Raw genomic sequence first — 23,291 nt, 5'->3', positions numbered from 1 at the left:
GTGCGGCGCCGACATCGTCACCAGCCCCACAGACGGCGACCTCGACGCCACACCACACCCATACGGCCCGTACCTCCCCGGCGGCGGATCCCTCACCCCGCGGCAGGCCCTCGACGCCCTCGCCGCGGGCACACCCGCCGGCCACCGCGCGCACCAGTGCCCGCCCCGCACCTGCACACAGCTCACGCTCATATAGGAGTCTCGTGGACAACGTTCGGCAGCTACCGCCCCGCGAGGCGAGCGACGACCCCATGCGCGACCGGCCGCGCGACCAGGCCGCCGAACAGATCGTCCTCGGCACGATCCTCGAGCATCCCGACGCGCTCAACGGCGCCGCCAGCGTGCTGGCGGCCTCGGACTTCGTGGACCTACGCCACGCGCACCTGTGGCAGCACCTGGTGCGGTTGCACCTGCGCGGCGTGCCGATCAGCACCGAGGCGCTCGGCAGCGAGCTGGTCCGCGCGGGGGAGATTGCGTCCATTGGCGGCGCGAACTACCTGCACGACGTGTGGACCATGGCGCACGTCCTCGGATCCCTCGACTACTGGGTCCAGAAGGTCCGCGAGAAGTCGAGGCTGCGGCGCATCGACGATGCCGCGATCCGTCTGCGCCAGCTTGCGCACACCCCTGACCCGAACCCGGACATCGACGAGATCTTCGGTGTCGTCCGTCGGGAACTCGACGAGGTCGCCGAGGACATCGCCGTCCCGCAGCAGCGTGACGGCCGCATGGTCAGCGGCGCCAGCTTCATCCTGGACATCCCGCGGACCGCCCCCGCCGTGTGGGGGCACGACAAGGAGATCCTGTGGGCCGAGGGCGAGTCCCTCGTCATCGCAGGCCCGGGCGGTGTGGGCAAGACCACCCTCGCCCAGCAGGTCGTGCTGGCGTCCGTCGGTGTCCTGCCGGACGTGCTCGGCATGCCCGTGCGCCAGTGCACCAAGGCGCTGTACCTCGCCAGCGACCGCCCGCCGCAGGCCGCCCGTTCGTTCGCGCGGATGGTCACGGAGGACCACCGCGAGTTGCTGGACGAGCGCCTCGCGATCTGGAAGGGCCCGCCGCCGAGCGACTTCGTGAAGGACCCGCAGACCCTCCTCAAGCTGTGCCGCGCGGCCGGGGCCGACCTGGTGTGCATCGACAGCCTCAAGGACATGACCGCCGAACTCGCCAAGGAGGAAGGCGGGCAGGGCATCAACAAGGCCATCCAACTCGCCCTGGTCGAGGGCATCCAAGTGGTGTCCCTGCACCACCACCGCAAGGCCGGCGGCGGCGAGCAGGGCGGCAAGGAGCCGCTGACGACGGCCGACCTGTACGGGTCCGTGTGGATTCCCAACGGCAGCGGATCGGTCATCTCGCTGTGGGGTGCTGCGGGCGACCCGATCGTCCACATGCGCCACCTCAAGCAGCCCATGGAGGAGATCGGCCCGCTCAGGCTGCGCCACGACCACAACGCCGGCCGCACCGAGGTCTGGCACCAGGTCGACATCCTCGACATGCTCCGCGCCGCCGGCACCGAGGGTCTGTCCCCGGTCACCCTCGCCGTGAACCTGTACCCGAACCCCGACGCGAAGCCGACCGCGAACGAGGTCGAGAAGGCGCGCCGCAAGCTCGACGAGTACGTCAAAAAGGGCCTCGCGAAGAGCGCCAAGCAGGGCACCGCGAAGACCGCCAAGACCCTCTACTACCCGATGTTCGACGAGCAGGGAGTGATGTTCGAGTGACCGGCGCGACCGGGGCACTTCGGGCATCCCGGGCTTCACGCGGAGCTTCACGTTTTCCGCCAGCGCGTGAAGCGGATTTTTTCGAAGGTGCTTCACGCAGCTTCACGCGATCCGGAGCCGCGCAGGTCACAGCTTCACGCGGAGCTTCACGCAGCTTCACGCACCCACTTCACGCGGCCTTCACGCAGCTTCACGCCTTGCTTCACGAGGTGCTTCACGGTGCTTCACGCAAAACAAATAACCGCAGGTCACAGCTTCACGGCAGCTTCACGCACAGCTTCACGCACCCCCTCCCTACTACGTAGGGAGAGGGGGGTGCTTACGCCGCAGCGTGAAGCCGAGCCCCATCAAGGAGGACACCCCCATGGACGACCTCACCGACATCGTCGCCGCCGCCATCGACACCACCCCCACACACGCCGCCGACATCCTCACCCGACTCACCACCGCCGGCTGGCAACTCACCCGCATCACACGACCCCACGCCCGCACCCTCGCCGAAGCATTCGCCCAACGCACACGTCCCGTCCCCGGACCCGACGGCCACCTCGACTGGACCGGCTACCGCGACCAAGGCGGCCGACCCCGCTACCAGCAGAACGGCACCGCCTGGACCGGCATGCGCCTCGCCTGGACCACCACCCGCACCCGAGAGCCCGACGGCAACGTCCGCGCCGACTGCGACCACCCCGGCTGCGTCGCCCCCGACCACCTCACCGACCGCCGAGACCGCGAACTCGCCGCCGCCGTCCTCGGCACCACCAGCAGGGCCAGACGGCGCCGCACGCCACCAACAGCCCACACCTGACCCACAGACACCAGACACACCACACCAGCCCCACACACGCCCACACAGCCCCTCGACCACCCGGACACCACACCCCAGGACACGGAGCCACCCATGCCCCGCCCCGCCCCCACCGACCGACGCAACCGAGTCCGCGAACTCACCGCCCAAGGCCTCGACACCCCCACCATCGCCCGCCAACTCGACGTCCCCGCCAGCACCATCCGCAACGACCGCGCCGCCCTCCGCATCCCCTCGACGTCCCACGACACCCTCACCCATCAGCAGCGCCTGGTCCTCACCGCAGCCGCCCGCGGCCTCACCGTCGCGGAAACCGCCGCCGAGATGTGGATCACTCCTCACACCGTGCACGGCCACCGACTGGCGGCCATCCGCCGGCTGGGCGCTCGCACCACCACCCACGCCGTGACCCTGGCGATTGCCCTCGGCCAGATCCCCGCCGACACCGCACTCACCACCAGGGGAGCGACATCGTGACCGACCAGCCCGACGACGGCGACATCGAGCCCACCTACTGGTTCTGCAACTCGTGCGGCGACGAGGTCGACGAGACGGACGAGTGCTGCGACGACGGCGAGATCGAGCCGAGCTACGACCCGCCCGCGGACCCCGCGCCCCAGCCGTGAGCAGGCCCCGGCGGCGGCCGATCTGCTCGCCCACCACACCGGAAGACCGGGCGGTGGTCGAGCAGTTCAAGGCGTACCTCCAGGCCCAGCGCGCCGCCGAGCAGCGCGGCACGAGCATCTGCCGCGCACTCCCCACCCCCGACACCGGCTGGCCCTGCACACACGACGTCCACCACGACGGACCACACACCTGGGAGACCGAGTGACCGACACGTTCCACGTCATGCTGCTCCACGCACCACACGACCCGGCCAGTCCCCACCGGTTCCTCAGCACCCCCCACCCCACCATCGCCGCCGCACAACAGCAGATGGACCACCTGCGGCGCCGCCACCCGGCATGGCCCGAGATGCAGGTCTGGCGGCGCCAGACCGTGTGGTCGCCCGTCACGGTCGCCGAGGCCGGCACCCCGCTCGTCGAGACCATCCAGGCTGCCGAGGAGGACCGGGACCGGCTGGACACCGCTCTGATCGAAGCCACGCGCGACCTCGACCGCGCCCGCCAGCACATCGCCGACCTGGACGGTCAGATCGAAGGACAGGACCAGGCGCTCGCCGCTGCCGACGACGCGCGCGACACGCAGGCCGCCGAGATCGAGCGCCTACGCGGCCTGGTCCACCGACTCGCCGACGTCATCGTCGCCCAGCACAACCGCCACACCCTCGACGTCGTCGTCGACACCACCGCGTGGGACCAGGCCGTCGCCGACGACCGCCGCAGGCGCGCCGCTCACCACGACCGCGGCACCGTCCCCGCATCCGCCATCTACGCCGACGACCGCCAACCCGCTGCCGACAGCGACCGCCAGCCCGCCGACAACGCCACCGCCAACCCGCCAACCGCTGGCGACACACCGCCAACCGCCCGCTACCGCCACCGCGCACTCGAAATCGAAGCCGCTCAAGTCACCATCGACCAGGCCCGCGAAGTCGCAGTCTGGTGCGGCGGCGCGCCCTGGGGCACCGACGACGCCCCCGAGGTGTGGATCGACACCAGCGAGGGCGAACGCGTCGCCAGCACCGGCGCCTGGATCATCCGCGAGTCCGGGACATACCGCGTGCTGTACGACGTCGAGTTCCGCGCGCTGTACGAACCCGCCAGTGGCGCGGACTTCGTCGACAGCTTCACCACCCCCGACATGATCGGCGACACCCCATGAGCGGCGGCAGCTACAACTACCTCTGCTTCGCCCTCGACATCGGCGAACTCCACACCCGCATCAACGACCTCGACGAAATGACCGACCGCCTCGCCGCCCTCGGATACGCCGACGACGCCGCCCGCGAATCCGCCGAACTCCTCGCGCGCCTACGCCAATGGGACGTCCGCGCGACCGTCGCTATCAAGCGGCTGCGCAAGGTGTGGGAGGCCGTCGAGTACTGGGACTCCAGCGACGCCGGTGAGGACGACGTCCGGGCCGCGCTCGCCGAGTACCGCGGCGACACCACGCCGGCCACCGCCGAGCAGCCGCCGGCACCGCCCGCCAGCGCACCGCCCGCGGCGGCGGCCGACGAGGACGAGGGGGACTACATCGGGTACGGCTGGTGACACGCCGCGGGCCCGCACTGGTGGAGGATCAGCGCGGGCCCGCGGCCCCTGGGGCGGTCGCGCCGGGGGGACTGCGCGACCTGTTCCTGACCGGCTGCGGCCGTTGTCAGGACAGGGACGCTACGCCCGACAGTGGCCGAAAACAGCACACATGCCCGATCGAGACACGACCGTGATCACTCCTCCACCTGCGGCGTTTTCAGGACACCCCACGCCCCGATCCACGAGGCTGCACCCACCAACCACCGCAGCCCTGGGGGCAACATGCACATCGATCCACCGCTGTACGCCAAGGGACACAACGGACAGCTCTCGTTCGACGGCGAGTTCGTCACCATCACCCGCGACGGATGGGTAGCCCGATCCGCGTTCGGCCGCAGTGAGAAGCGGTTGCACGTCAGTCAGATCTCCGCCGTCCAGTGGAAGGGCTCCGGACTCACCCTCGGCTACATCGAGTTCACCCTGTCCGGCGGACGCGAACGACACTCGCGGATGGCCCGACAGGCCCAGGACAACGCGAAGAACGAGAACGCTGTCATCGTCACGAAGAAGACCGAGCCCGCGTTCCTCGCGATCCGGACCGCAGTCGAGCAGGCCATTGCCGAGCAGCACCAGGCGCCCGCCGCCAGCCCGGCCGCCGCGCCACCGGCACCCGCCAACGACATGGCGTCACAGTTCCGCCAACTCGCCGAACTCCACGCCGCTGGCGTCCTCACCGACGACGAGTTCACCGCCGCCAAGGGGCGCCTCCTCGGCTGACCGCCGCCGCCAGCGCTGGCGACACGCCGACAACTACCGCCAGCGCTGGCGCCATCCGATAGGCTGCTCTCGGCTCGCCGGCCAGCAGCACCGCCAGCGCCGCCACCACAAACGAATCGGGCCCGGCTCCAGGGACTCTCACACCCCCAGGACCGGGCCCTCACCACACGGAGAGATCACCTCCACATGGCTGACGCACACCTTACGTCGCCCCCGCCGGCACACGCCGGCGGCGCGAGCGACCCGCTCCTTACCCTCGCCCTCCTCGCCGCGGCCGTCACCATCGTGCTGACCGCCGCCACCATGTGGCTGTCGTACGAGCACCTGCACGACGTCGCCGTCGCACACGGCCTCGGCCACTCGCCGGCCCGCGCCTGGGCATGGCCGGCCACGATCGATCTGTTCATCGTGCTCGGCGAAGTGTTGATCCTTCGCGCGTCCCTCGCGCGCCGTGGCGTTGCCCTCGCGGTCGCCCTCACCGTTACTGGCGCCGGCGGCTCGATCGCCCTCAACGTGGCCGGTGTCGGCGCTGGCGCCAGCCGCATGGACTACACCGTCGCCGCGGTCCCGCCGGTGGCGGCGCTCCTCGCGTTCGGGTGCCTCATGTGGCAGATCCATGGATGGCTCGGCCGCCGCGCTGCCGCCGCCACCGCCACCCTGGCGGCGCCCGCCAGCGCGCCGCCAGCCACTGTCGCCACCGCCGAACTGCCGCCGCCACCGCCGCTGTCGGCGCCCGCGCGGCCGACCGTCGCACCGCCAGCACCCGCGCCCGCCGAGCCCGCCGCGCCGATCTACGCCGACCCACGATGCACGGTGATCCACGCGATGTACGCCGACGGGACCAGGCCGAGCGCGCCGCGCATGGTCGCCGCGCTCGCCGAGGCCGGGCACGACGTCTCGCCCAGCACCGCGAAGAATCTCCGTGCGCTCGTCGAGCAGGACACCGCGTTGCGCGGCCTGCCCGCCGCGATCTGACCCTCACCCTTCACCGGGTGAGGCCCGGCGCCCAGCGCTGCCCACCCGGGCCCACACGCCTGGAGACACCATGTACACCCACGCCCACATCCACGACCTCGCCGGCCAGATGCTCGCCCAGACCAGCACCGGCACCGCACCCCAGCAACAGCCCGTCGTCACCCAGCAGCCCGCGATCGGCACCGCGCCCGGGGCCGCGGCCGTCGGCGGCGCCGTCCTCCTCGCGCTCTGCCTGGTCGCGTTCATTGCCGGCAAGTGGGGCAAGGCACCCAAGCCGCAGCGCACCTGGTTCATCCTCGGCTTCATCGTCGCCACACTCCTCGCCGGATCCGCAGGCATCATCGGCATGGTCTCCACCACCGTCCGCACCACCGGCGACCAGCTCGGCAACACGGTGACGAACACGACCACCGGCCGGTGAGCGGGCGCCTCCCGGTCCGCCCCGTGCTGCTCGCGCGGCGCGGGGTGGACCGGGCGGTCGACGGCCACCGCATCCTCCTCGACCGCATCACCACATGGGTCGCCGCCGAACGCGAACCCGACCGACCCCAGACCATCGCCATCCGCGGCGGCATGCTGGCCGGCGGCGCCTACCTCGCGTGGCAACTCGGCGAGGTCGCGCTGATCGCAGGCACACCCGCGTGGATCGGCGCGGCCTGGTGGCACGGACCCACCACACCGGCGGCCGAGCCCGAGCCCGAGTCGCCGACCGTCGAGCCCGGCCCGCCCGACGAGGACGCCGTGGCCCACGACCGCGCAATCCTCCGCGACCTCATCGGCGACCGCATCGGCATCCACCTCGTCGACCTCGACGCCGCCACCGGGCAGACACCCGAGCAGCGCCGGGCGTGGCTGCGGCGGATCGGCATACCCGTCCGGCGGTCGGTGCGGATCGAGGGCGTGATCCTGTCCGGCGTCCACAGGGACGACCTGGACCCCGCTCCCCCGGAGGAGCCGGCCCCTCTCGGGCCGGGTGTAGACGCAGGTGGCGGCGGTGTAGAGCCCGCTCTACACGACCCGGACGGGCGGTACGCGGCGCTCGACGCCGAGCCCGTATGGCCCGGCAGCAGCCCGGCGTGACCCCGCGGGCGGCGCGTCGTTGACCACGCTGGTCGCGTGCCCCCGTGCGTGACTGCGGCCGGGTCCGCCCTCGTTCCCCAACATGGCGGGCCCGGTCAGTCCTCGCCGAGCCGGCGCCGCAGGTCGGCCGCCTCGCGCTGGCACGCCGCCAGATCACGCATCATCCGACGCGTGCCCTCCGCGACTCCCTCGTCCCACGCCTCGCGCAGCAGCGCGGATGCCTCGGCCTGCGACAGGCCGGACGCCTCGACGAGCCGGTCCGTCAGCCGGACCAGCGGGTGATCGGTCATCCACCCAGCACACCCCAGGGTCGGCATCCGCGCACGTCGGCGAGTTAATGGCGGACTTTAGACAGACGTCTTACACTGCCGTCATGCCGCAGAACGCCAAGCAACGCAACGCAGCAGAGGCCCGGTCGATCAAAGCCGTAGACCTGCGCGTGCTCGGCAAGTCGTTCGAGGCCATCGCCGACGAGCTGGGGTACTACGACGCGAGCGGCGCGAAGAAGGCCGTCGACCGCGCCCTGATGAACCGAGCCGCCGCGCAGCAGGGTGACCGCGCCATGCTCCGACAGCGCGAACTCGACCTCATCGACCACTGCATCGCCGGCCTGTCCGCGGACATCCGCGCCGGCTCACCCCGGGCCATCGAGGTCGCGCTGCGCGCGTCCGAGCGCCGGTCCCGCCTCCTCGGCCTGGACGAGCCAGTGCGCGCGAACGTGACCGTCACAGACGAGCTGACCGCCCAGGTCATGGCCCTTGCCGACGAGATCGCCGAGCAGGACGCCGCCCGCGTCGAGCAGGGTCCGTGACGTCCAGCCTGCGCGAGCGCCTGGAGGCGCTACCGCCCGCCGCTCTGGAGCTGCTGCGCGACGAGCTGGCGGCGCGACTGTGGGCCCGGCGGTGGGGATCGTGGACCCCGTACCCGTGGCAGATCTGCCCGAGCGAGGTCGAGACGCACGGGACGTGGCTGCTGATGGGCGGTCGCGGCACCGGCAAAACCGACGGGGCGGCGCGGTACGTCGCCGAGCACGTCAACGGCCCCGCCTGCGACCGGCGTATCCCGGGCGGCCACCGCATCGGCATCGTCGCACCCACCCAGGGGGACGCGGTCGAGTCGTTCATCAACGGACCCAGCGGGCTCAAGGCTCACGATCCGCGCGTAGTCCTGCGAACGTCCGCCGGCGGCACGCATGTCCGCTGGCCGAACGGGGCCGAGGGCAAGGTCTTTGGCGCCCACAGCCCGGACGATGTGGAGCGCCTGAGGAGCGGCGGCAACCGTTGCCTGTACGCGTTCGAGGAGGCCGCGGCCATGCGCCGCCTCGACGAGGCGCTGACCCACTCGGCGATGGGTCTGCGGATCGGGCCGCGCCCGCACTACGTCATGTCCACAACCCCCAAGCCGAGGGCGGAGATCCGCGCCCTGGTCGCCGCGCCGGACACCGTGCTGACCCGAGGCCGGACCCGCGACGCCTGGCACCTGCCCGAGGTCATGCGCGCCAAGCTCATCGCGAGGTATGCGGGCACCCGGACCGCACGCCAGGAACTCGACGGGGAGATCCTCGACGACATCGAGGGCGCCCTGTGGACCTGGGCCCTGCTCGACCTCACCCGCGTGCGCGAGGCACCCCCGCTCGCCCGGGTGTGCGTGGCGATCGACCCCGCCGTCAGCAACACGAGCACCAGCGACGAGACCGGCATCGTCGTGGCCGGCACCGCGCGGCTGCGGACACCCGACACCACCGGCACCCTCCGCGCACACGGCTACGTCCTCGACGACCTGAGCGGCCGGTACTCGCCGACGGACTGGGCCCGCCGAGCGGTCGACGCCTACCACCTGCACCGCGCGGACTGCATCATCGCCGAGGCCAACCAGGGCGGCGACATGGTCAAGACGACCATCCACGCCGTTGACCGCAACGTGCCCGTCCGCCTGGTCCACGCCACCCGCGGCAAGCTCACCCGCGCCGAGCCCGTGTCCGCTCTCTACGAGCAGCAGGCCGTGCACATGGTCGGCAGCCTGCCCGAGCTGGAGGACCAACTCACCACCTGGGTACCGGGCGAGGGCGACTCGCCCGACCGCCTCGACGCCCACGTGTGGGCGATCACCCACCTGATGATCCGCGCCGTCGGCAACGTCGCCGCGGTCGCCTGAGGAGGACCACTGTGGGACTCGCCACCGCCCTGACCGCCGCCGCCCGCACCGCCGGCGGCATCGTCGCCACGTTCGCCGACGCCGCCCGCAGCGCCCGCGTCGACCAGGCCCCGGCCGAGCAGCGCGCTGTCGGCAGCATGACGTACAGCCCCAGCGCGACGTACCTGTCCGGCGGCGCGTCCATGCTCGCGCTCGACGCCGAGACCCGCGGATACGCCGCATCGGCGGTCGCCTACCGGTGCGTCGAAGCCATCGCGTCCAACGGCGCCAGCGTCGACCTCCAAATCACCAGGCCCGACGGCGGGGTGATCGAGGGGCACTGGTGCAGCGAGCTGTTCAACAAGAGGCCGAACCCCGCCATGAGCGCGGTCATGTTCAAGTACCTCGCCTTCGCGCAGCTCGAACTCGGCGGCCAAAGCTTCGCGTTCCTCGACCGTGGCGAGACGGGCCTCGCTGCTGACCCGAGCGCGATGCACCTCCTGTTCGGCCAGGTACAGCCGGTGGTCGACCGCGCCTCCAGTGACCCGGCGTCAGCCGACGTGATCGGGTACATCGCGACCGCACCCGACGGCACCCGCGTCCCGCTCCTGCCGGACGAAGTCCTGTGGCTGCGCTACCCCCACCCGTTCCGCCCCCTGGAGGCGCTGGCGCCGTGGCGGGCTGCGATGCACGCGGTCGAGATGGACGCCAACGCCCGCGAGTGGCAGTCGTCGAGCTACCGCAACGGGGCGAGGCCGGGCGGCGTGATCTACCTCGGTGACATGGACGAGGACACCCACAACAAGACCATCGCCGCGTTCAGATCCGGCGTCGAGGGACCCAGGAACGCGGGCAAGCACCTGCTGATCAGCACGCCGCCCGGTGGTGGGGACGGCAACAAGCCTGAGTACCTGCAACTGGGTCTCTCGCCAGCGGAGATGGACTACCTGGAGTCGCGGGGGGCGAACGCTCAGGAGGTGATGTTGGCGTTCGGCGTGCCCAAGGACTACCTGCTCGGCGGCGCGACCTACGAGAACCGGACCGCCAGCAAGAGCACCCTGTGGTCCGACACGATCCTGCCGAAGCTCACGGTCATCGCCAGCGAGATCGACCGCGTCATGCTGCCCAGCGACGCCGAGGATGCGGGCTGGAACCTCGGTGCTGTCGACGCGCTCCAGGACTCGCAGGACAGCGTGGCCAACCGAGTGAGGGCGCACACGTACGCCGACATCATGATGATCGATGAGGCCCGTGCGGAGGTTGGCCTTGACCCGCTGCCGGCTGGTCAGGGTGCCATGACCCTGACGCCGTATCGCGCCCAGTTCGCGGCCGAGGCCGGACCCGCAGCCGCCAGCGGCGACCGCGCGTGGGATGCCGTCTGGCTGCACCGCCAACTGCCGACAATCCCGCCGGCGCCGGCGCCCGCTGTCGACAGCCCGCCGCCAGTTGCCGCCATCGCCACCCGCCGCCAGCCGACAGCCGCCGACGTCCTGGCGGCGTACGACGACCTGGAGGCGATTGGCGAGGCGGCGGTCCGGCGGCTTGCCAAGGAGCAACGGACCGCTGTCCTGCGCGACTTCGACCGGCTGATGAACAAGCCCCAGCGGTCGGCGGCGTGGCTCGACGAGATCCGCACCGCCGCCGTCACGCTCGCTCGCGAGGGCGCGCTGACCCTGGAGGTGCCCGACGACGAGACCACCGACCCGCGGTGTTCGACCGGCCTGGAGGTGATCCGGTGGTCGACCGAGGGCGCCGAGTGGGAGACCTACGCGGTCCGCATCCGGATCGGCGAGATCTTCGACACGAAGCACTGGCGCCAGCGGACGAAGAGCCTGTTCGCGCGCTGGTTCCGACGGACGGTGGAAGAGGCCGTCGAGGGCATCGACCCGGCGGCCGACCTCGCCGAGGACGACCCGGTCATCGTCGAGATGGACCGCCGGCTCGGTGTCCTCGCAGAGCGGGTCACGCACACCACGCGCCAGATCCTGGAGGCGCGCCTCCTGCAACACGGCGTCGCCGAGGGCGAGTCCATCCCCGAGCTGCGCGCCCGGATTCAGCAGGTGTTCACCGACCTGGAGGACTGGCGCGCGACCCGCGTCGCGAGGACCGAGACGGTCGGCGGCTACTCGGCCGCCGCGCTCCAGGCCGCCCGCGCCAACGGCGCCACCCACAAGGTGTGGCACGCCACCAACGACGCGAGGACCAGGCCGAGCCACCGCGCCGCCGAGGGCAGCCGCACCACCATTGACGCCCGGTTCCGGTTGACCCAGTGCCAGCACCCGGCCGACCCGCATGGACCGGCGAACCAGTCGATTCAGTGCAGGTGTTACCTCTCGTTCGAGTTCGAGCCCACGGAGGACTCATGACCACCCTGTTGCGCGGCGAGATCCGCACTGTCCTCCAGGCCGCCGGGCCACGGCAGGTGCGCGGCCTGGTCCTGCCGGTCGGCGTACCGCTGCACGAGGCACGGCGCGGCCCGCACGACGGCACCCGCGGCGCCACCCGAGTGGCGGCGGACGGCGGACCGCCGTCCGTCCTCACCTTCGAGGGCGGCGAGATCGTCTACCAGCTCGACCAGGTCGCCGAGCACGGATCCGGCCGGCGGCGCGTCATGGTCGCGACGTACCGGTACGCACCCCTCCTGTCGCCCATGCACCCGCGGCTGATGCAGGTCGTTGCCGAGGAGCGCGCCAAGCACGCGCTCGGCCAGCGCTCGGCGTGAGCACGCGTGTCCACTGCCGCAGGTGCGGCCGGGGCTACCCGGTCCGCGTCGCGGTCACCATCCGGAAGAAGGGACCAGCATCGTGATCGAGTACCGCACCGTCGAGGTCGTCGAGTCCCGCGTCGACGACGGCGAGGACGGCACGTTCGAGGGCTGGGGCTGCAAGTTCAACGTCGTCGACAGCTACGGCACCACCTTCCACCCGCGCGCATTCCGCAAGGGCGGCTTGCGCTCGAAGGACTCGTTCGCGCTGCTGTTCATGCACGACCCGTACATGCCGCTCGGCGTGTTCCGCGCGGAGGAGCGTGACGACACCGGCCTGTGGATCGGCGGCCAGTACGACAGCACCCCGGACGGAGCGACGGGCCGTACCCGCGCCCGGTCCGGCTCGGCCGCCGAGCTGTCTGTGGGATTCGTGCGCACCGACCTGCCGCCCGTCGACAAGCTGGTCGAGATGAGCGAGGAGGCGTACCGCGACGTCATGGACAACATCAGGGGGGCGAGGTTGGTCGAGGTCTCCCAGATCACCGCGCGCATGGCATCGGTGCCCGGCTCGAAGCTGACGACCGTGCGGTCCGCGCTGGACGATCTGTACGGCGCCGACGAGACACCCGACCTGCTGGCGGTCGAGGCCGAGCGGGCGCGCCGCGCCGGCGCCCAGGTGCCCAGCCGGCGGCGCGAGTTGCTTGCTGCCCGAGCCCGGCTGACCATGGCGGTGCCCCTCGGCTGACCTGTCTGCGGCGTTCCCGCTGGACAGGTCGACGATCACAGACTTACGGTGTATGGCACCGGATGCCCGCCGGTCGTAAACAAAGGGGTGCATCACCTCGCCGGCTTCCCTCCGGCCGTGAACAACGGGGACTACCGCGCACGCGTCATCGCTGCGCTCCCACCGTTCACGCCGGAGGTTTTCCGTGCCCACCATGACCCTGACCCAGCGCCGTGACGCGCTGCTCGCGCAGCTCGACGACCCCGACTTTGACGGCGACGTCGACGCGCTGATCGCCGAGGCCGACCAGATCGCCGGGCAGATCCAGCAGACCAACGAGCGTGCTTCCGCCCGGAGTCGGCTGCTGTCGCAGGCGCCGCCCGAGCCGCAGCGTCCGGCCGCCCCGCAGCCCGGCGCGGTTCAGGGCGCCCCGCAAGTCGACTCCCAGCGCGCGCTGTCAATCGGCCGCCGCTTCCTCCAGTCCGAGGCACTCGCGCAGTACCGCGCCGCAGGCATGGCCGGCACGACCCGCTACGACATCCCCGAGTTCGACCACCGTGCGGCACCCGCCGGCACGATCGTCACCGGGACCTACCCGTCGCAGACCCAGCGCGTCCCCGGTGTGCTGACCGCTCAGCCCGATCTCCCGCTGCTCGTCGCCGACTTGCTCGACCGGCAGACGTCGACCGGCCAGACCCTGGAGTACGTGCGGGACATCTCCGGCCCGGCGACCGCGCCGTCCGGCGGCTGGAACGCTGCGGCGGTTGTGCCGGAGGGGCAGACCAAGCCGCAGAGTGATTTCGCATTCGAGCTGGTCTCGACGTCGATGAAGACCCTGGCGCACTGGGTGGCCATCACCAGGCAGGCCGCCGACGACGAGGGCCAGTTGCAGGGGTACATCGAGGGCCGGCTGAGCTACGGCCTGCGGTACAAGGAGGATCGCGAGATCCTCACCGGCAACGGGACGACCCAGATGCAGGGGATCACCACGACCTCCGGCATCGGCACCTACACCGCCGCCGCGTCCGAGTCGAAGCTGATCAGCATCCGCCGCGCGCGGACCGTCGCCGAGCTGGCGATGTACCCGCCGGACGGTGTCGTGATGCACCCGTCCGACTGGGAGGACGTGGAACTCGACGAGGACGGCACCGGTCAGTTCCGCGTGATCGCCAACGTGCAGGGGCTGGCGCCCGCGCGGCTGTGGGGTCTGGCCGTGGTGAGCACCGTTGCGATGACCGTGGGCTCGTTCCTCGTCGGCGGGTTCAAGATGGGCGCGACTCTCTGGGAGCGGCAGGGGATCACCATCCTCATGACCGACAGCCACGCGTCGCTGTTCCTGGACAACACGCTGGTCATCCTCGCGGAGATGCGCGCGAACGTGGCCGTCCACACCCCCAAGGCGTTCGTGCTCGGCACGTTCGCGGCCTGACCAGGGAGCGTCATGCAGCCCATCAACGTCACATTCGACCCGGCCGCCGCCGACCCGGGCACACCCGCCCTGGTCCTGCGCGGCAACGTCGCCGCCGCGGTGCCGGCGGTCGAGCGCATGACCGGCGCCAAGCCGACGATCAACAACGCCGCGACCTTCGCCGACTTGGCGGCGGCAACCACCGCGTACAACAACCTCCTTGCCGCGCTGCGCACGCGTGGCGTCATCGGGGGTGCCTGATGGCCCGGCAGCCCAGGAACCGCGCGGCCGACGCCGACATGCCGCACCAGGCCATCCGGCCACAGGAGTACGCCCGCGGCGTCGGGTGGGCGGTCGGCGACCGCGCGCCGAGCAACGCGTACCGGGCGACCGACACCGACGGCGTGCCGGTCGGGCCGGTGCTGTACGAGGCGCCGGCCGGCCGAGGCACGCTCATCGTCGCCGAGGGCACGCAGATCAGCCCGCACGCGGCGCGGCTGTTGGACGTCCCGCCGGACGACGACGCCGAGCCGGTCGAGGGCTGACGTGTACTGCACCGTCGACCAGGCCCGCGCCGCCGGCGCCACCGGCAGCGACGCCGAGGTGATCACCGCGATCACCTCCGCCGCCGACCGGGTCGACCGCCACACGCGGGAGTGGTGGGAGACCCGGTCGGCGACGGTCGCCGCGACGGTGCTGTCCGACGGCCTGACGCTGCTGCCCCGCCGGGTGCAGACGATCACGTCGGTGGTGGCGCTGCTCGATCCGACGCCGGACACGCCGATCCCGGCGACCGCGTACCGGGTGACGTCCTCGGCGGTGCTGGGGCATGTCGACGCGCTGCACCTGGGGTGCGGTGCGCACGGCGGCTGGGACGACCTGGTCGCGGGCGCCGAGTCCTGGTCCGGCGGGTGGGCCGGGCTGCTCGGCAGGTGGGCTGCGGAGCGGGTCGAGGTGACCGGCACGTGGGGGTGGGTGTCGCCGCCGTCGGCGGTGCAGGAGGCGACCGCGCTGGTGGCGGCGTGGATCCAGCAGCAGGCCCGGACTGGTCAGGTCGACCCGGAGGCACCGGCCGGGTCGCCCGGGCTGGACGTCGACGACGAGGGCAACAACGTGCGGATCACACCCGCCAAGCCCGGCGCCGACGACGAGCAGGGCGACGACGGCCGCGGCCTCCGACCGTCCACCGGACTGCCCGCCGCGGACGCTCTGCTGCGTCCGTACCTGCGGTCCGGTCCGCGACTGGAGGGAGTGTGACGTGCCCGGCATGAGCGTGGGATTTCAGATCGATGGCCGCGCGTACGAGCGTGGTCTCCGTCGGTGGATCGGCCGTATCTCGGACGGCGCCAAGGACGCGATGACCCGCACGGGGATGCGCATGGTCCGCGAGGCACAGGAGCGTTGCCCGGTCGACACGGGCCGGCTGCGGTCGAGCATCCGGCACAGCACGTCGGGGTCGGGTCGGTCGTGGACGGTCACGGTCGGGACGAACGTGAACTACGCGCCACACGTGGAGTTCGGTACCAGGCCGCACATCATCCTGCCGAAGCACAAGCGCGCGCTGTACTGGAAGGGTGCGCTGCATCCGGTCGCCGTGGTGCACCACCCCGGCACCAAGCCGAAGCCGTTCCTGAGGCCGGCGATCGCCCGTGCGCCTGCGATCTGGGCTGAGGAAGCACCGCGGGCGGCGCGCTGATGGCGGCGACCACGGGCGGCGCGATCAAAGCCCACCTCGAAGCTGCCGGGCTCGGCATCCGCGTATATAGGGATGGGCCCGCGCCCGGGACAGCGCTGCCCTACATCGCGGTGACCGAGGGCATCTCGCTCGTCCCGTCGGTCGCGGCCCGCGGCGATGTCGGCGACCAGGCCGCCGACATCGCGGTGGTCGAGCAGGTGCAGGTCGACATCATCCAGCAGGCCCGGACCGTGGCCGGCCAGAACGCCGAGCGGTACGACCTGCCGGCCGCCGTGTACCGCGCGCTCGACGGCGCCCGCCTGACCGCCCACCCGACGCACGTGTACGGCTCTCGGGTCCTGTCGATGGGTCGCGACGCGATCGTCGACAACGTGGTCCGCCACATCCTCATGGTCCAACTCGACCGCGACCTACTGCCCGCCACCTGACCCGAACGACAAGGAAGTGACGCAGTGCCCATCTCCCGAGTGACCAAGTTGTTCGCGGTCCAGGATGCCAAGATCTTTGCTCTCCTCTCCGACCCGGCGGGCGGAACTCCCGCGTACGCGGCGGGCATCGACCTCCCCGGGATCAAGAGCATGGAGATCAGCGGCGACATCGAGACCAAGGAACTCCGGGGCGACAACACCTTGCTGGACTCCGACTCGACGCTGTCCAACATCACGGTCGCGTTCCCCCACGCCAAGATGTCGTTGGACGCGCTCGCCGCTCAGTTCGGAGGGGCGGTCACCGACTCCGGCTCGGGTGCGACCGAGGCGAGCGAGTGGAGCCTGACGGCCGACAGCCGGCCCGCGCCGTTCAAGATCGAGGGTGTGACGCCGATCAGCGGCGGCGACCTCATCGGCGGGGACGTGCACTTCACGGTGTGGAAGTGCATCCCCAGCCAATTCGCTGGCCTCGGTCTGGCCGAGGAGGACTACCGGACCCTGGAGAACGAAGCCCGGGCGGTCCCGCTGATCAGCACCGGCAAGTGGCTGACCACCCGCATCAACAAGACCGCCACCGCGATCGTCACGACCGCCACCCCCTGACGCCCAGACCCCTTGGTCTGGAGCGCCGCTCCGGACCGCCCGGCCGCGCCGAAGCCCGGCGCCGACCACTGGAGCAACCCACGATGAGCACCCCCACCGACGGCGCCCGCATCACCGCGCTCGGCCGCACCATCACCCTGACCGACGGGTCGACCGCCCACGTCCGCTACTCGCTCCGATCGATGGCTCACCTTGAGGCCCGCTTCGGATCGCTCGCCGCGATGCAGGACGCGTTCGGGCAGATCGAGCAGGCCGCCGCGCAGTTCGACCGGCCGATGATCGCGCCGATCATCGACATCCTCGGCGCGGGCCTGCTGGACGCGGGCTTCGTACCGCACGCCCGCGAGCGGGTCACGGTGGTGCGCCGTACCTCGCCGGACGGCGTGGTCGAGCAGCGTGACGAACGCGAGACGGTCGACGTGACGTATGTACGCCAGAGCGACCGGCGCGAGCTGGCGTCCCTGCTGGATCTGCACAGCTTCGAGTCGGTCGCAACGCTGATGTCGGAAGCCCTGTTCGAGGCGATGCCGCAGGCGACCGCGACGGGCGGTGCCGAGCCGGGCCCTTTGGCCTCGACGCTGAACCTGCCCTCATCCCCTGGGCCGATCTCCACTATCTCGGGCTCGTCGCCTTTGGCCGATCTGATCGCGAGTTCTGGCTGCTGACGCTGGCTCAGTTGATGTCGCTCGTCGACCAGCACCGGATCGCGACGAGCACCGACGGATCACAGCACAGCCAGCCGTCGGCGGCGCCGCGGTCGTTCAGCTCCGGTGCCGACCTGGTGGCAATGAGCGCACTCGGATGAGAGGGGGTGACCGATGAACATCAACTTGCCGAACCTGGTGAGCAATCTCCAGTTGAACACCGCCCAGTTCCAGGCCGAGTTGGCGGCGGCTCGCGCGGCTTTGCGCAACGCGGGCGAGACCGGCAAGCGGGAGTTGGGCGGCCTTGCCCTCGGCTTGACCAAGATCGCGACCGGTCTCCCCGCGATCGCCGCCGCCACGGCCGCGCTCGGTGGTCTCGCGGCTGGGGCGGTCGCGGCCGGGCTGGCGGCGGGCGCGTTCGGCGCGGCAATCAAGCCCCAGTTCGCCGAGGTCACCAAGGCCATCGACGCGGCCAAGGCGTCGGAGGAGGCGCACGAGGTCGCGGTCAAGAAGACCGCCGCCGCCAAGTCCCTCGCGAAGAAGGGCGGCGACGAGTACAAGAAGGCGTTGGCCGAAGCCAAGTCCGCCACGGAGGATGCGGCGACCGCCGAGGCCGCCTATCAGGCCCAGCTCGCCGGGATGCCGCCGGCGACCCGGGACACGGCGGTCGCGCTGCGCGGCCTGAAGGACGACTACACCGCCTGGTCCAAGTCCTTGGCCGGCGACACGATGCCTGTGGCCACCAAGGGCATCCAGTTCATGCGCGATCTGCTGCCGTCGTTGACCCCGCTTGTGCGGGCGGCGGCCGGGGCGTTCTCGCAGATGTTCGACAAGCTGTCGGCGGGAATCAAGGGCGCGGGGTTCAAGCAGTGGATGGCGGACATGACCGCCGCCGCCGGCCCGGCGCTGACGAATTTCATCACCGTGATCGGCAACCTCGGCCGCGGTTTCGGCGGTCTGTTGCAGGCGTTTCTGCCGGTCAGTGGTGGGGTGACCGGCGGTTTGGTCAAGATGACTGACGCGTTCGCCGACTGGGGCCAGAGCCTCAAGCACAGCGAGGGCTTCGCGCGGTTCCTGGAGTCCGCCCGCAACGGGGCGGGCATGCTGGGGAATCTGGGGTCCGCGCTGGTCGCGCTGCTGGTGGCGCTGGCCCCGCTGTTCAACACCACCGCGCTCCTCGCCGACGCTTTCGCACGGCTGATCGTGGCGATCCCGACGCCGGTCCTGACCGCCATTGCCGCTGTGATCACGACCATCGGTGTGGCGATGAAGCTGTGGGCGATCTACAGCGCACTTGCCGCTACCGCAACGAGTGTGTGGGCCGCGGCCGTTGCGGTCTTCAACGTGATCATGGCAGCCAACCCGATTGTGCTCGTGACGCTGGCGATCATCGCCCTGGTTGCCGCGATCGTGATCGCCTACCGCGAGTCCGAGACCTTCAGGGCGATCGTCCAAGAGGTGTGGGCGTGGGTGCAGGCGGCGATCTCGGCGGCGGTCGAGGCGATCAAGTCGTCGATCAACTGGTTCGCGGGGTTGCCTGGCCTGTTCGGCGGTTGGTTCGGGTCGGCGAAGGACGCGGTTGTCTCCCGGCTGGCCGAGATGATCCTGTGGGTGTCCGGGCTGCCCGGCCGGGCGAGCGATGCCCTGTCCGGGCTCGGGTCGGCGGTCGCCGGCCGGGCCCGCGAGGGCTTCCAGTCCATGCAGGATGCCGCGGCGGCGAAGGTCACCGGGCTGCTGTTCTGGACGCTGGGGATCCCGGGCCGGATCGTGGGCGCCCTGGGCGACACGGGGCGTCTGCTGTACAACGCGGGCGCGTCGATCGTGCAGGGGCTGATCGACGGTTTGCGGTCGAAAGCTCAGGCGATGGTCGACAGCGTGAGCGGGATCCTGTCCAAGGCGCGCGGCTTGTTCCCGAGTTCGCCCGCCAAGGAGGGTCCGTTCTCGGGCCGGGGCTGGACGACGTACTCGGGCGAGGCGATCATGACGGGCCTCGCCGCCGGGATGCGTGCGGGTGCGCCGGCGGTGCGGGCGGCTGCGTCGGCTGCGCTGGCCGGCGCGCAGGGTGCCATGTCCGGCCTGAACGTGGCGGCTGCGGTGCCGTCGGCGTCGTCGATCACGTCGGCGTACGCGGGCAGCGCGGCGCCGTCGAGGACGATCGCGCCGGTCATCAACTTGTACGGCTCGGATGCCACGGCTGGCGGGATGAGCCGCGAGCTGGCGTGGTACGGACGGGTGGGCTGACATGTTCGATCAGCAGCGCATCGGGCGGATCACCTGGCAGGGCCTGACGTTCGGGCCCGGCAGCCGGTACCACGTGACCGAGGTGGCTGGTGTCGATGACCTGCCGGCGCTCCGGCTTCAGGACGTCGCGCGGGTCGGCGACCACGGGGACTACCTCGGCACCGACTACGCCGAACCGCGACACCCGACGCTGTCCCTCGGCCTGCGGGGGGACGACGCCGACGAGCTGCGCGGCCTGGTCCAGGCGCTCAAGCGCGCGACCGGCGTGGGTGCCACCGGGCCACTGGTGTTCGTCGACTGGGGTGTCCAGGTCGAGGCCCGGCTGCGGCGCCGCAGCATCCCGTACGACGCGCAGGCCCTGTGGCGGCTGGGCACGGCCGCGCTGGAGTGGGTGTGTCCGGACCCGCGGGTGTACGAGATCACGGAGCGGTCGGCGACCACTGGACTGCCGGTCGCCGAGGCCGGGATCCAGTGGGGCACCGGGCCTGAGGGACTCGACTGGGGCACCGGGCCAGAGGGACTCGACTGGGGGTCCGCCGGGTCGACGGGTGGCGTCTCGGTGGTCAACAGCGGGGACGCGCCGACCCATCCGACGATCGAGTTCGGTGGCCCGGTCACCCGGCCGAGCATCACCAACCTCGCCACCGGCGATGTCCTGGAGTACGACATCGCGCTCGGCGTCGGTGACCTCCTGGTGGTGGACACGGCGGCGGGCACGGTGCGGCTCGGCGGGCAGGACCGACTCCACACCATTACCGCCCGCAGCGTGCCAGAGACCACGTTCGTACTGGCACCTGGCACATCCGATCTGGCGTTCCGCGCCGACGACTCCGGCCCGACCAGCGGCACCGTCACGGTGCGCTGGCGATCGGCCATGTGGTGAGAGGACATCGATCATGACCGTCGTAGCCGCATGGCTCACGAACCGCGGCGACGCCGCAGGCGGGCAGACCCGCGCCGCCACCCGCCTCACACCGATCGGCACGTGGTGGCCAACGGGCGAACTCACCTCCCGCTCGGGCCTGATCCCGGGTGGCGCGCCGTGCCTGGTGACGGGCACCAGCATGACGGCGACCATCGCGGTCGGCCGGGCGATCATCCAGGGATCGGCGGCGGCCGGCGCGTACGCGGTCGCGGTGACCGTGGCCGAGACGCTGGTCATCCCGAACGGCGATCCGACCAACGCGCGCAGGGACATCATCGGTTTGCGCGTGTACAACAACCTGGTTGATGCGAGCGGACAGACGATTGCGAAGGTCGAGCGTCTGCCGGGTACTCCGGCCCCGTCGCCGGTGGATCCGACGCCGCCGGTCGGTGCGGTGTGGTTGCCGCTTGCGCGGGTCGTGGTCCCGGCGAACGCATCGTCCGGCAGCCCGATCAACTGGGGCACTGCGCTGACCGACCTGCGCGCCTTCACGGCCGGGCACGGTGGCATCCTGCCAGTCGATGCATCCAACGCGGCCGGGTCGTACGCCGGTCAGTACCGGGACACCGGGACGGGGCTGGAGCGGTGGACCGGGTCGGCCTGGACGGCGTACCCGCCAGCCGCCGCCCGGCCCGGAATCGGGCGCCTGGTCAAGCCGGCGTCTCTGTCGATCCCGGTGGGCACGCTCTACCGCATCGTCACGTGGGATCGGGCGGTGGCCCGTAACGGAGTGACGGCCATCAACTCGTCCGGTGCGAGTGCTGCCAGCGGCGTGACGGGGCTGCGTGCCGACGCGGCCGGCTACTACCGGGCGACCGCCACGATCGAGCTGAACTCGGCGGCAACAGGCGTGCGTTCCGGGCAGATCTACCGCACCACCGATCCCGCCGCGCTCACCGGGATCACATGGCTCGGAGGCTTCAGCGTTCCTGGCGCTGGCGCCGGTCAGGCTGCGGGCAGCATCGCGACGGGACCGGTCCTGCTGGCCGCGAACGAGGTCATCTGTCTGGCGATTTACCAGGACAGCGCCACGAACCCCTTGGGCGTGCTGAACGCCGGGATGTCGCTTCAGTGGGTGGATGCCCCGTGACCGGCACCTACCGCGTGTTGTTCTGTGACCTGCGCTCCGACCAGCTCATTGACGTGCTACCGGTGGCTGGTCTGGCGTGGGACGACTGGATCGGCAAGACCGGGACACTCCGGGGGACGATCCCGATCCCGGACGCGGGGATGGCGGCGCGTGCGTCCCGGATGCTGCCGGCGCGCACCGCGGTGTGGCTGGAGCGGGATCGGGTGATCGAGTGGGGCGGGATCCTGTGGACGCGGGTGCGGTCGCGTGACGGCGGCGGCGCGTCGATGGCGATCCAGTGCGCGGGATGGGAGTCCTACCTCGACCACCGGATCTTGTACTCGACGTGGCAGACCGCGCCGGGCGGTGTGGACCAGCTCGACATCGCACGCCAGCTCGTCAACGTCGCGCAGGCCGAGACGGGCGGGGACATCGGGATCCAGCTCGACTGGTCCCAGACCAGCGGCGTGGTGCGGGAGCGGACGTACAGCCGGTACGACCTGCCGAAGGTACGGACGCTGCTCGATCAACTGTCGGATGTCATCGACGGGTTCGAGTGGCGGATCAGCAGCTATCGGGACGGCGACGGATCGCGCGCCAAAGCGCTCGTACTCGGGTACCCGCGCATCTCTGCGGGCAGCACGGACGTGGTCCTCGACTACCCGGGCGTGATCACGGATTACGCGCTGCCGGAGGACGGCACCACCGAGGCGAACAGGTGGCAGTCGCGGGGCACGTCGACCAACAAGAACCAGGCCGCGGCGAGCTTCCCGCTGATGTCGTCGCTGATGTCCTACCCGGACCGGGTGGCCGATGGGTGGCCGCTTCTCGACGGCTCGTCCGACCACTCGACGGTCGAGACGCTCGACGTCCTGGACGACCACGCCGCCGCCGATATCGCCCGAGCCCGGGAGCCCGAGGTGATCCCGGAGGTCACCATCTCGCTCGCTGCTCGGGCGCTGCCGCCGCTCGGGTCGTATGTCCGGATCCGGATCCGGGACGTGTGGCCGGACGTGATGACCGTCCGGCACCGCGTCGTTGGTGTGTCGGTGTCGACGAGCGCGCAGGGCACGCCTGTGACCGCGCGCCTGACCCTGGAGGCTGCGTGATGCCTGCTCTACCGCAGACGATCGAGGACCGACTGAGGCGGATCGAGGCCGGTCTCCGCGAGCTGGCTGGGCGCGCGAACATCCGGCCGG

Annotated in this window: 29 protein-coding genes; 28 read left to right on the top strand and 1 reads right to left on the bottom strand. The window is 71.3% G+C overall.

The annotated features are described in order from the left end of the window. Positions 1-203 precede the first annotated feature (203 nt). The 11 genes from ACIBSV_RS12210 to ACIBSV_RS12160 all read left to right on the top strand — a co-directional run bounded on the left by ACIBSV_RS12210 (position 204) and on the right by ACIBSV_RS12160 (position 7,514). Positions 204-1,718: a DnaB-like helicase N-terminal domain-containing protein gene (locus tag ACIBSV_RS12210; protein WP_395861947.1), complete on the top strand. Its 1,515-nt coding sequence runs from the start codon at positions 204-206 to the stop codon at positions 1,716-1,718. 364 nt (positions 1,719-2,082) lie between these two features. After that, complete coding sequence (locus ACIBSV_RS12205; protein ID WP_395861946.1) at positions 2,083-2,526, top strand: hypothetical protein; 444 nt, start codon at positions 2,083-2,085, stop codon at positions 2,524-2,526. Positions 2,527-2,619: 93 nt separating this feature from the next. After that, entirely contained in the window at positions 2,620-3,003 is a 384-nt protein-coding gene (locus ACIBSV_RS12200; protein ID WP_395861944.1) for a helix-turn-helix transcriptional regulator, read from the top strand. Next, entirely contained in the window at positions 3,000-3,152 is a 153-nt protein-coding gene (locus tag ACIBSV_RS12195) for a hypothetical protein (RefSeq protein WP_395861942.1), read from the top strand. The genes ACIBSV_RS12200 and ACIBSV_RS12195 overlap by 4 nt, the downstream gene beginning before the upstream one ends. Continuing rightward, entirely contained in the window at positions 3,149-3,358 is a 210-nt protein-coding gene (locus ACIBSV_RS12190; protein ID WP_395861940.1) for a hypothetical protein, read from the top strand. Before ACIBSV_RS12195 ends, ACIBSV_RS12190 begins: the two co-directional genes overlap by 4 nt. 104 nt (positions 3,359-3,462) lie before the next feature. Continuing rightward, positions 3,463-4,311: a hypothetical protein gene (locus ACIBSV_RS12185; protein ID WP_395861938.1), complete on the top strand. Its 849-nt coding sequence runs from the start codon at positions 3,463-3,465 to the stop codon at positions 4,309-4,311. After that, positions 4,308-4,700, top strand: coding sequence for a hypothetical protein (locus tag ACIBSV_RS12180; protein ID WP_395861936.1), 393 nt, complete (start codon positions 4,308-4,310; stop codon positions 4,698-4,700). The genes ACIBSV_RS12185 and ACIBSV_RS12180 overlap by 4 nt, the downstream gene beginning before the upstream one ends. A gap of 264 nt (positions 4,701-4,964) precedes the next feature. Beyond that, complete coding sequence (locus ACIBSV_RS12175; RefSeq protein ID WP_395861934.1) at positions 4,965-5,459, top strand: DUF4429 domain-containing protein; 495 nt, start codon at positions 4,965-4,967, stop codon at positions 5,457-5,459. 186 nt (positions 5,460-5,645) lie between these two features. Continuing rightward, entirely contained in the window at positions 5,646-6,434 is a 789-nt protein-coding gene (locus tag ACIBSV_RS12170) for a DUF2637 domain-containing protein (protein WP_395861932.1), read from the top strand. Between the two features lie 70 nt (positions 6,435-6,504). Further along, complete coding sequence (locus ACIBSV_RS12165; RefSeq protein ID WP_395861930.1) at positions 6,505-6,855, top strand: hypothetical protein; 351 nt, start codon at positions 6,505-6,507, stop codon at positions 6,853-6,855. Then, complete coding sequence (locus tag ACIBSV_RS12160; RefSeq protein ID WP_395861928.1) at positions 6,852-7,514, top strand: hypothetical protein; 663 nt, start codon at positions 6,852-6,854, stop codon at positions 7,512-7,514. The genes ACIBSV_RS12165 and ACIBSV_RS12160 overlap by 4 nt, the downstream gene beginning before the upstream one ends. A gap of 95 nt (positions 7,515-7,609) precedes the next feature. Here the strand turns inward: ACIBSV_RS12160 and ACIBSV_RS12155 are convergent, their stop codons facing one another. After that, on the bottom strand, positions 7,610-7,804 hold the full coding sequence (locus ACIBSV_RS12155) for a hypothetical protein (protein ID WP_395861926.1): 195 nt from the start codon (positions 7,802-7,804) through the stop codon (positions 7,610-7,612). 83 nt (positions 7,805-7,887) lie between these two features. Between ACIBSV_RS12155 and ACIBSV_RS12150 the strand changes: the two genes are divergently transcribed. The 17 genes from ACIBSV_RS12150 (at position 7,888) to ACIBSV_RS12070 (ending at position 23,201) form a co-directional block, all read left to right on the top strand. Further along, entirely contained in the window at positions 7,888-8,325 is a 438-nt protein-coding gene (locus ACIBSV_RS12150; RefSeq protein ID WP_395861924.1) for a hypothetical protein, read from the top strand. Then, positions 8,322-9,668 carry a terminase large subunit domain-containing protein gene (locus ACIBSV_RS12145; protein WP_395861922.1) on the top strand — a complete coding sequence of 449 codons (1,347 nt, stop codon included), beginning with the start codon at positions 8,322-8,324 and terminating at the stop codon, positions 9,666-9,668. Before ACIBSV_RS12150 ends, ACIBSV_RS12145 begins: the two co-directional genes overlap by 4 nt. A gap of 11 nt (positions 9,669-9,679) precedes the next feature. Then, the gene (locus ACIBSV_RS12140) at positions 9,680-12,013 is read left to right on the top strand and encodes a phage portal protein (protein WP_395861920.1); all 2,334 of its coding nucleotides are present in this window, start codon (positions 9,680-9,682) and stop codon (positions 12,011-12,013) included. Further along, on the top strand, positions 12,010-12,369 hold the full coding sequence (locus ACIBSV_RS12135) for a hypothetical protein (RefSeq protein WP_395861918.1): 360 nt from the start codon (positions 12,010-12,012) through the stop codon (positions 12,367-12,369). Before ACIBSV_RS12140 ends, ACIBSV_RS12135 begins: the two co-directional genes overlap by 4 nt. 82 nt (positions 12,370-12,451) lie before the next feature. Then, positions 12,452-13,099: an HK97 family phage prohead protease gene (locus ACIBSV_RS12130; protein ID WP_395861916.1), complete on the top strand. Its 648-nt coding sequence runs from the start codon at positions 12,452-12,454 to the stop codon at positions 13,097-13,099. A 193-nt stretch (positions 13,100-13,292) separates the two neighbouring features. Beyond that, entirely contained in the window at positions 13,293-14,507 is a 1,215-nt protein-coding gene (locus ACIBSV_RS12125) for a phage major capsid protein (protein ID WP_395862778.1), read from the top strand. A 12-nt stretch (positions 14,508-14,519) separates the two neighbouring features. Next, positions 14,520-14,747: a hypothetical protein gene (locus tag ACIBSV_RS12120; protein ID WP_395861914.1), complete on the top strand. Its 228-nt coding sequence runs from the start codon at positions 14,520-14,522 to the stop codon at positions 14,745-14,747. Then, positions 14,747-15,031, top strand: a complete 285-nt coding sequence (locus tag ACIBSV_RS12115) for a hypothetical protein (protein WP_395861912.1) — start codon at positions 14,747-14,749, stop codon at positions 15,029-15,031. Before ACIBSV_RS12120 ends, ACIBSV_RS12115 begins: the two co-directional genes overlap by 1 nt. A gap of 1 nt (position 15,032) precedes the next feature. Next, positions 15,033-15,743, top strand: a complete 711-nt coding sequence (locus ACIBSV_RS12110) for a hypothetical protein (protein WP_395861910.1) — start codon at positions 15,033-15,035, stop codon at positions 15,741-15,743. A 10-nt stretch (positions 15,744-15,753) separates the two neighbouring features. Then, positions 15,754-16,182: an HK97-gp10 family putative phage morphogenesis protein gene (locus tag ACIBSV_RS12105; protein WP_395861908.1), complete on the top strand. Its 429-nt coding sequence runs from the start codon at positions 15,754-15,756 to the stop codon at positions 16,180-16,182. Beyond that, positions 16,182-16,610 carry a hypothetical protein gene (locus ACIBSV_RS12100; protein ID WP_395861906.1) on the top strand — a complete coding sequence of 143 codons (429 nt, stop codon included), beginning with the start codon at positions 16,182-16,184 and terminating at the stop codon, positions 16,608-16,610. Before ACIBSV_RS12105 ends, ACIBSV_RS12100 begins: the two co-directional genes overlap by 1 nt. Before the next feature lie 24 nt (positions 16,611-16,634). After that, a complete protein-coding gene (locus tag ACIBSV_RS12095) occupies positions 16,635-17,213 on the top strand; it encodes a phage tail protein (RefSeq protein WP_395861904.1) in 579 nt (192 codons plus the stop codon). 83 nt (positions 17,214-17,296) lie between these two features. Next, on the top strand, positions 17,297-17,878 hold the full coding sequence (locus ACIBSV_RS12090; protein ID WP_395861902.1) for a hypothetical protein: 582 nt from the start codon (positions 17,297-17,299) through the stop codon (positions 17,876-17,878). Positions 17,879-18,031: 153 nt separating this feature from the next. Then, entirely contained in the window at positions 18,032-20,098 is a 2,067-nt protein-coding gene (locus ACIBSV_RS12085; protein WP_395861900.1) for a hypothetical protein, read from the top strand. A gap of 1 nt (position 20,099) precedes the next feature. Further along, entirely contained in the window at positions 20,100-20,981 is an 882-nt protein-coding gene (locus ACIBSV_RS12080) for a phage distal tail protein (protein ID WP_395861898.1), read from the top strand. A 13-nt stretch (positions 20,982-20,994) separates the two neighbouring features. Further along, the gene (locus tag ACIBSV_RS12075; RefSeq protein WP_395861896.1) at positions 20,995-22,113 is read left to right on the top strand and encodes a hypothetical protein; all 1,119 of its coding nucleotides are present in this window, start codon (positions 20,995-20,997) and stop codon (positions 22,111-22,113) included. Beyond that, positions 22,110-23,201, top strand: a complete 1,092-nt coding sequence (locus ACIBSV_RS12070; protein WP_395861894.1) for a hypothetical protein — start codon at positions 22,110-22,112, stop codon at positions 23,199-23,201. The genes ACIBSV_RS12075 and ACIBSV_RS12070 overlap by 4 nt, the downstream gene beginning before the upstream one ends. Positions 23,202-23,291 lie beyond the last annotated feature (90 nt).

The organism is Embleya sp. NPDC050154, assembly GCF_044460165.1.
Lineage (GTDB): Bacteria > Actinomycetota > Actinomycetes > Streptomycetales > Streptomycetaceae > Embleya.
The sequence above is the reverse complement of the archived record's forward strand: the minus strand, read 5'-3'. Positions and strand labels throughout refer to the sequence as shown.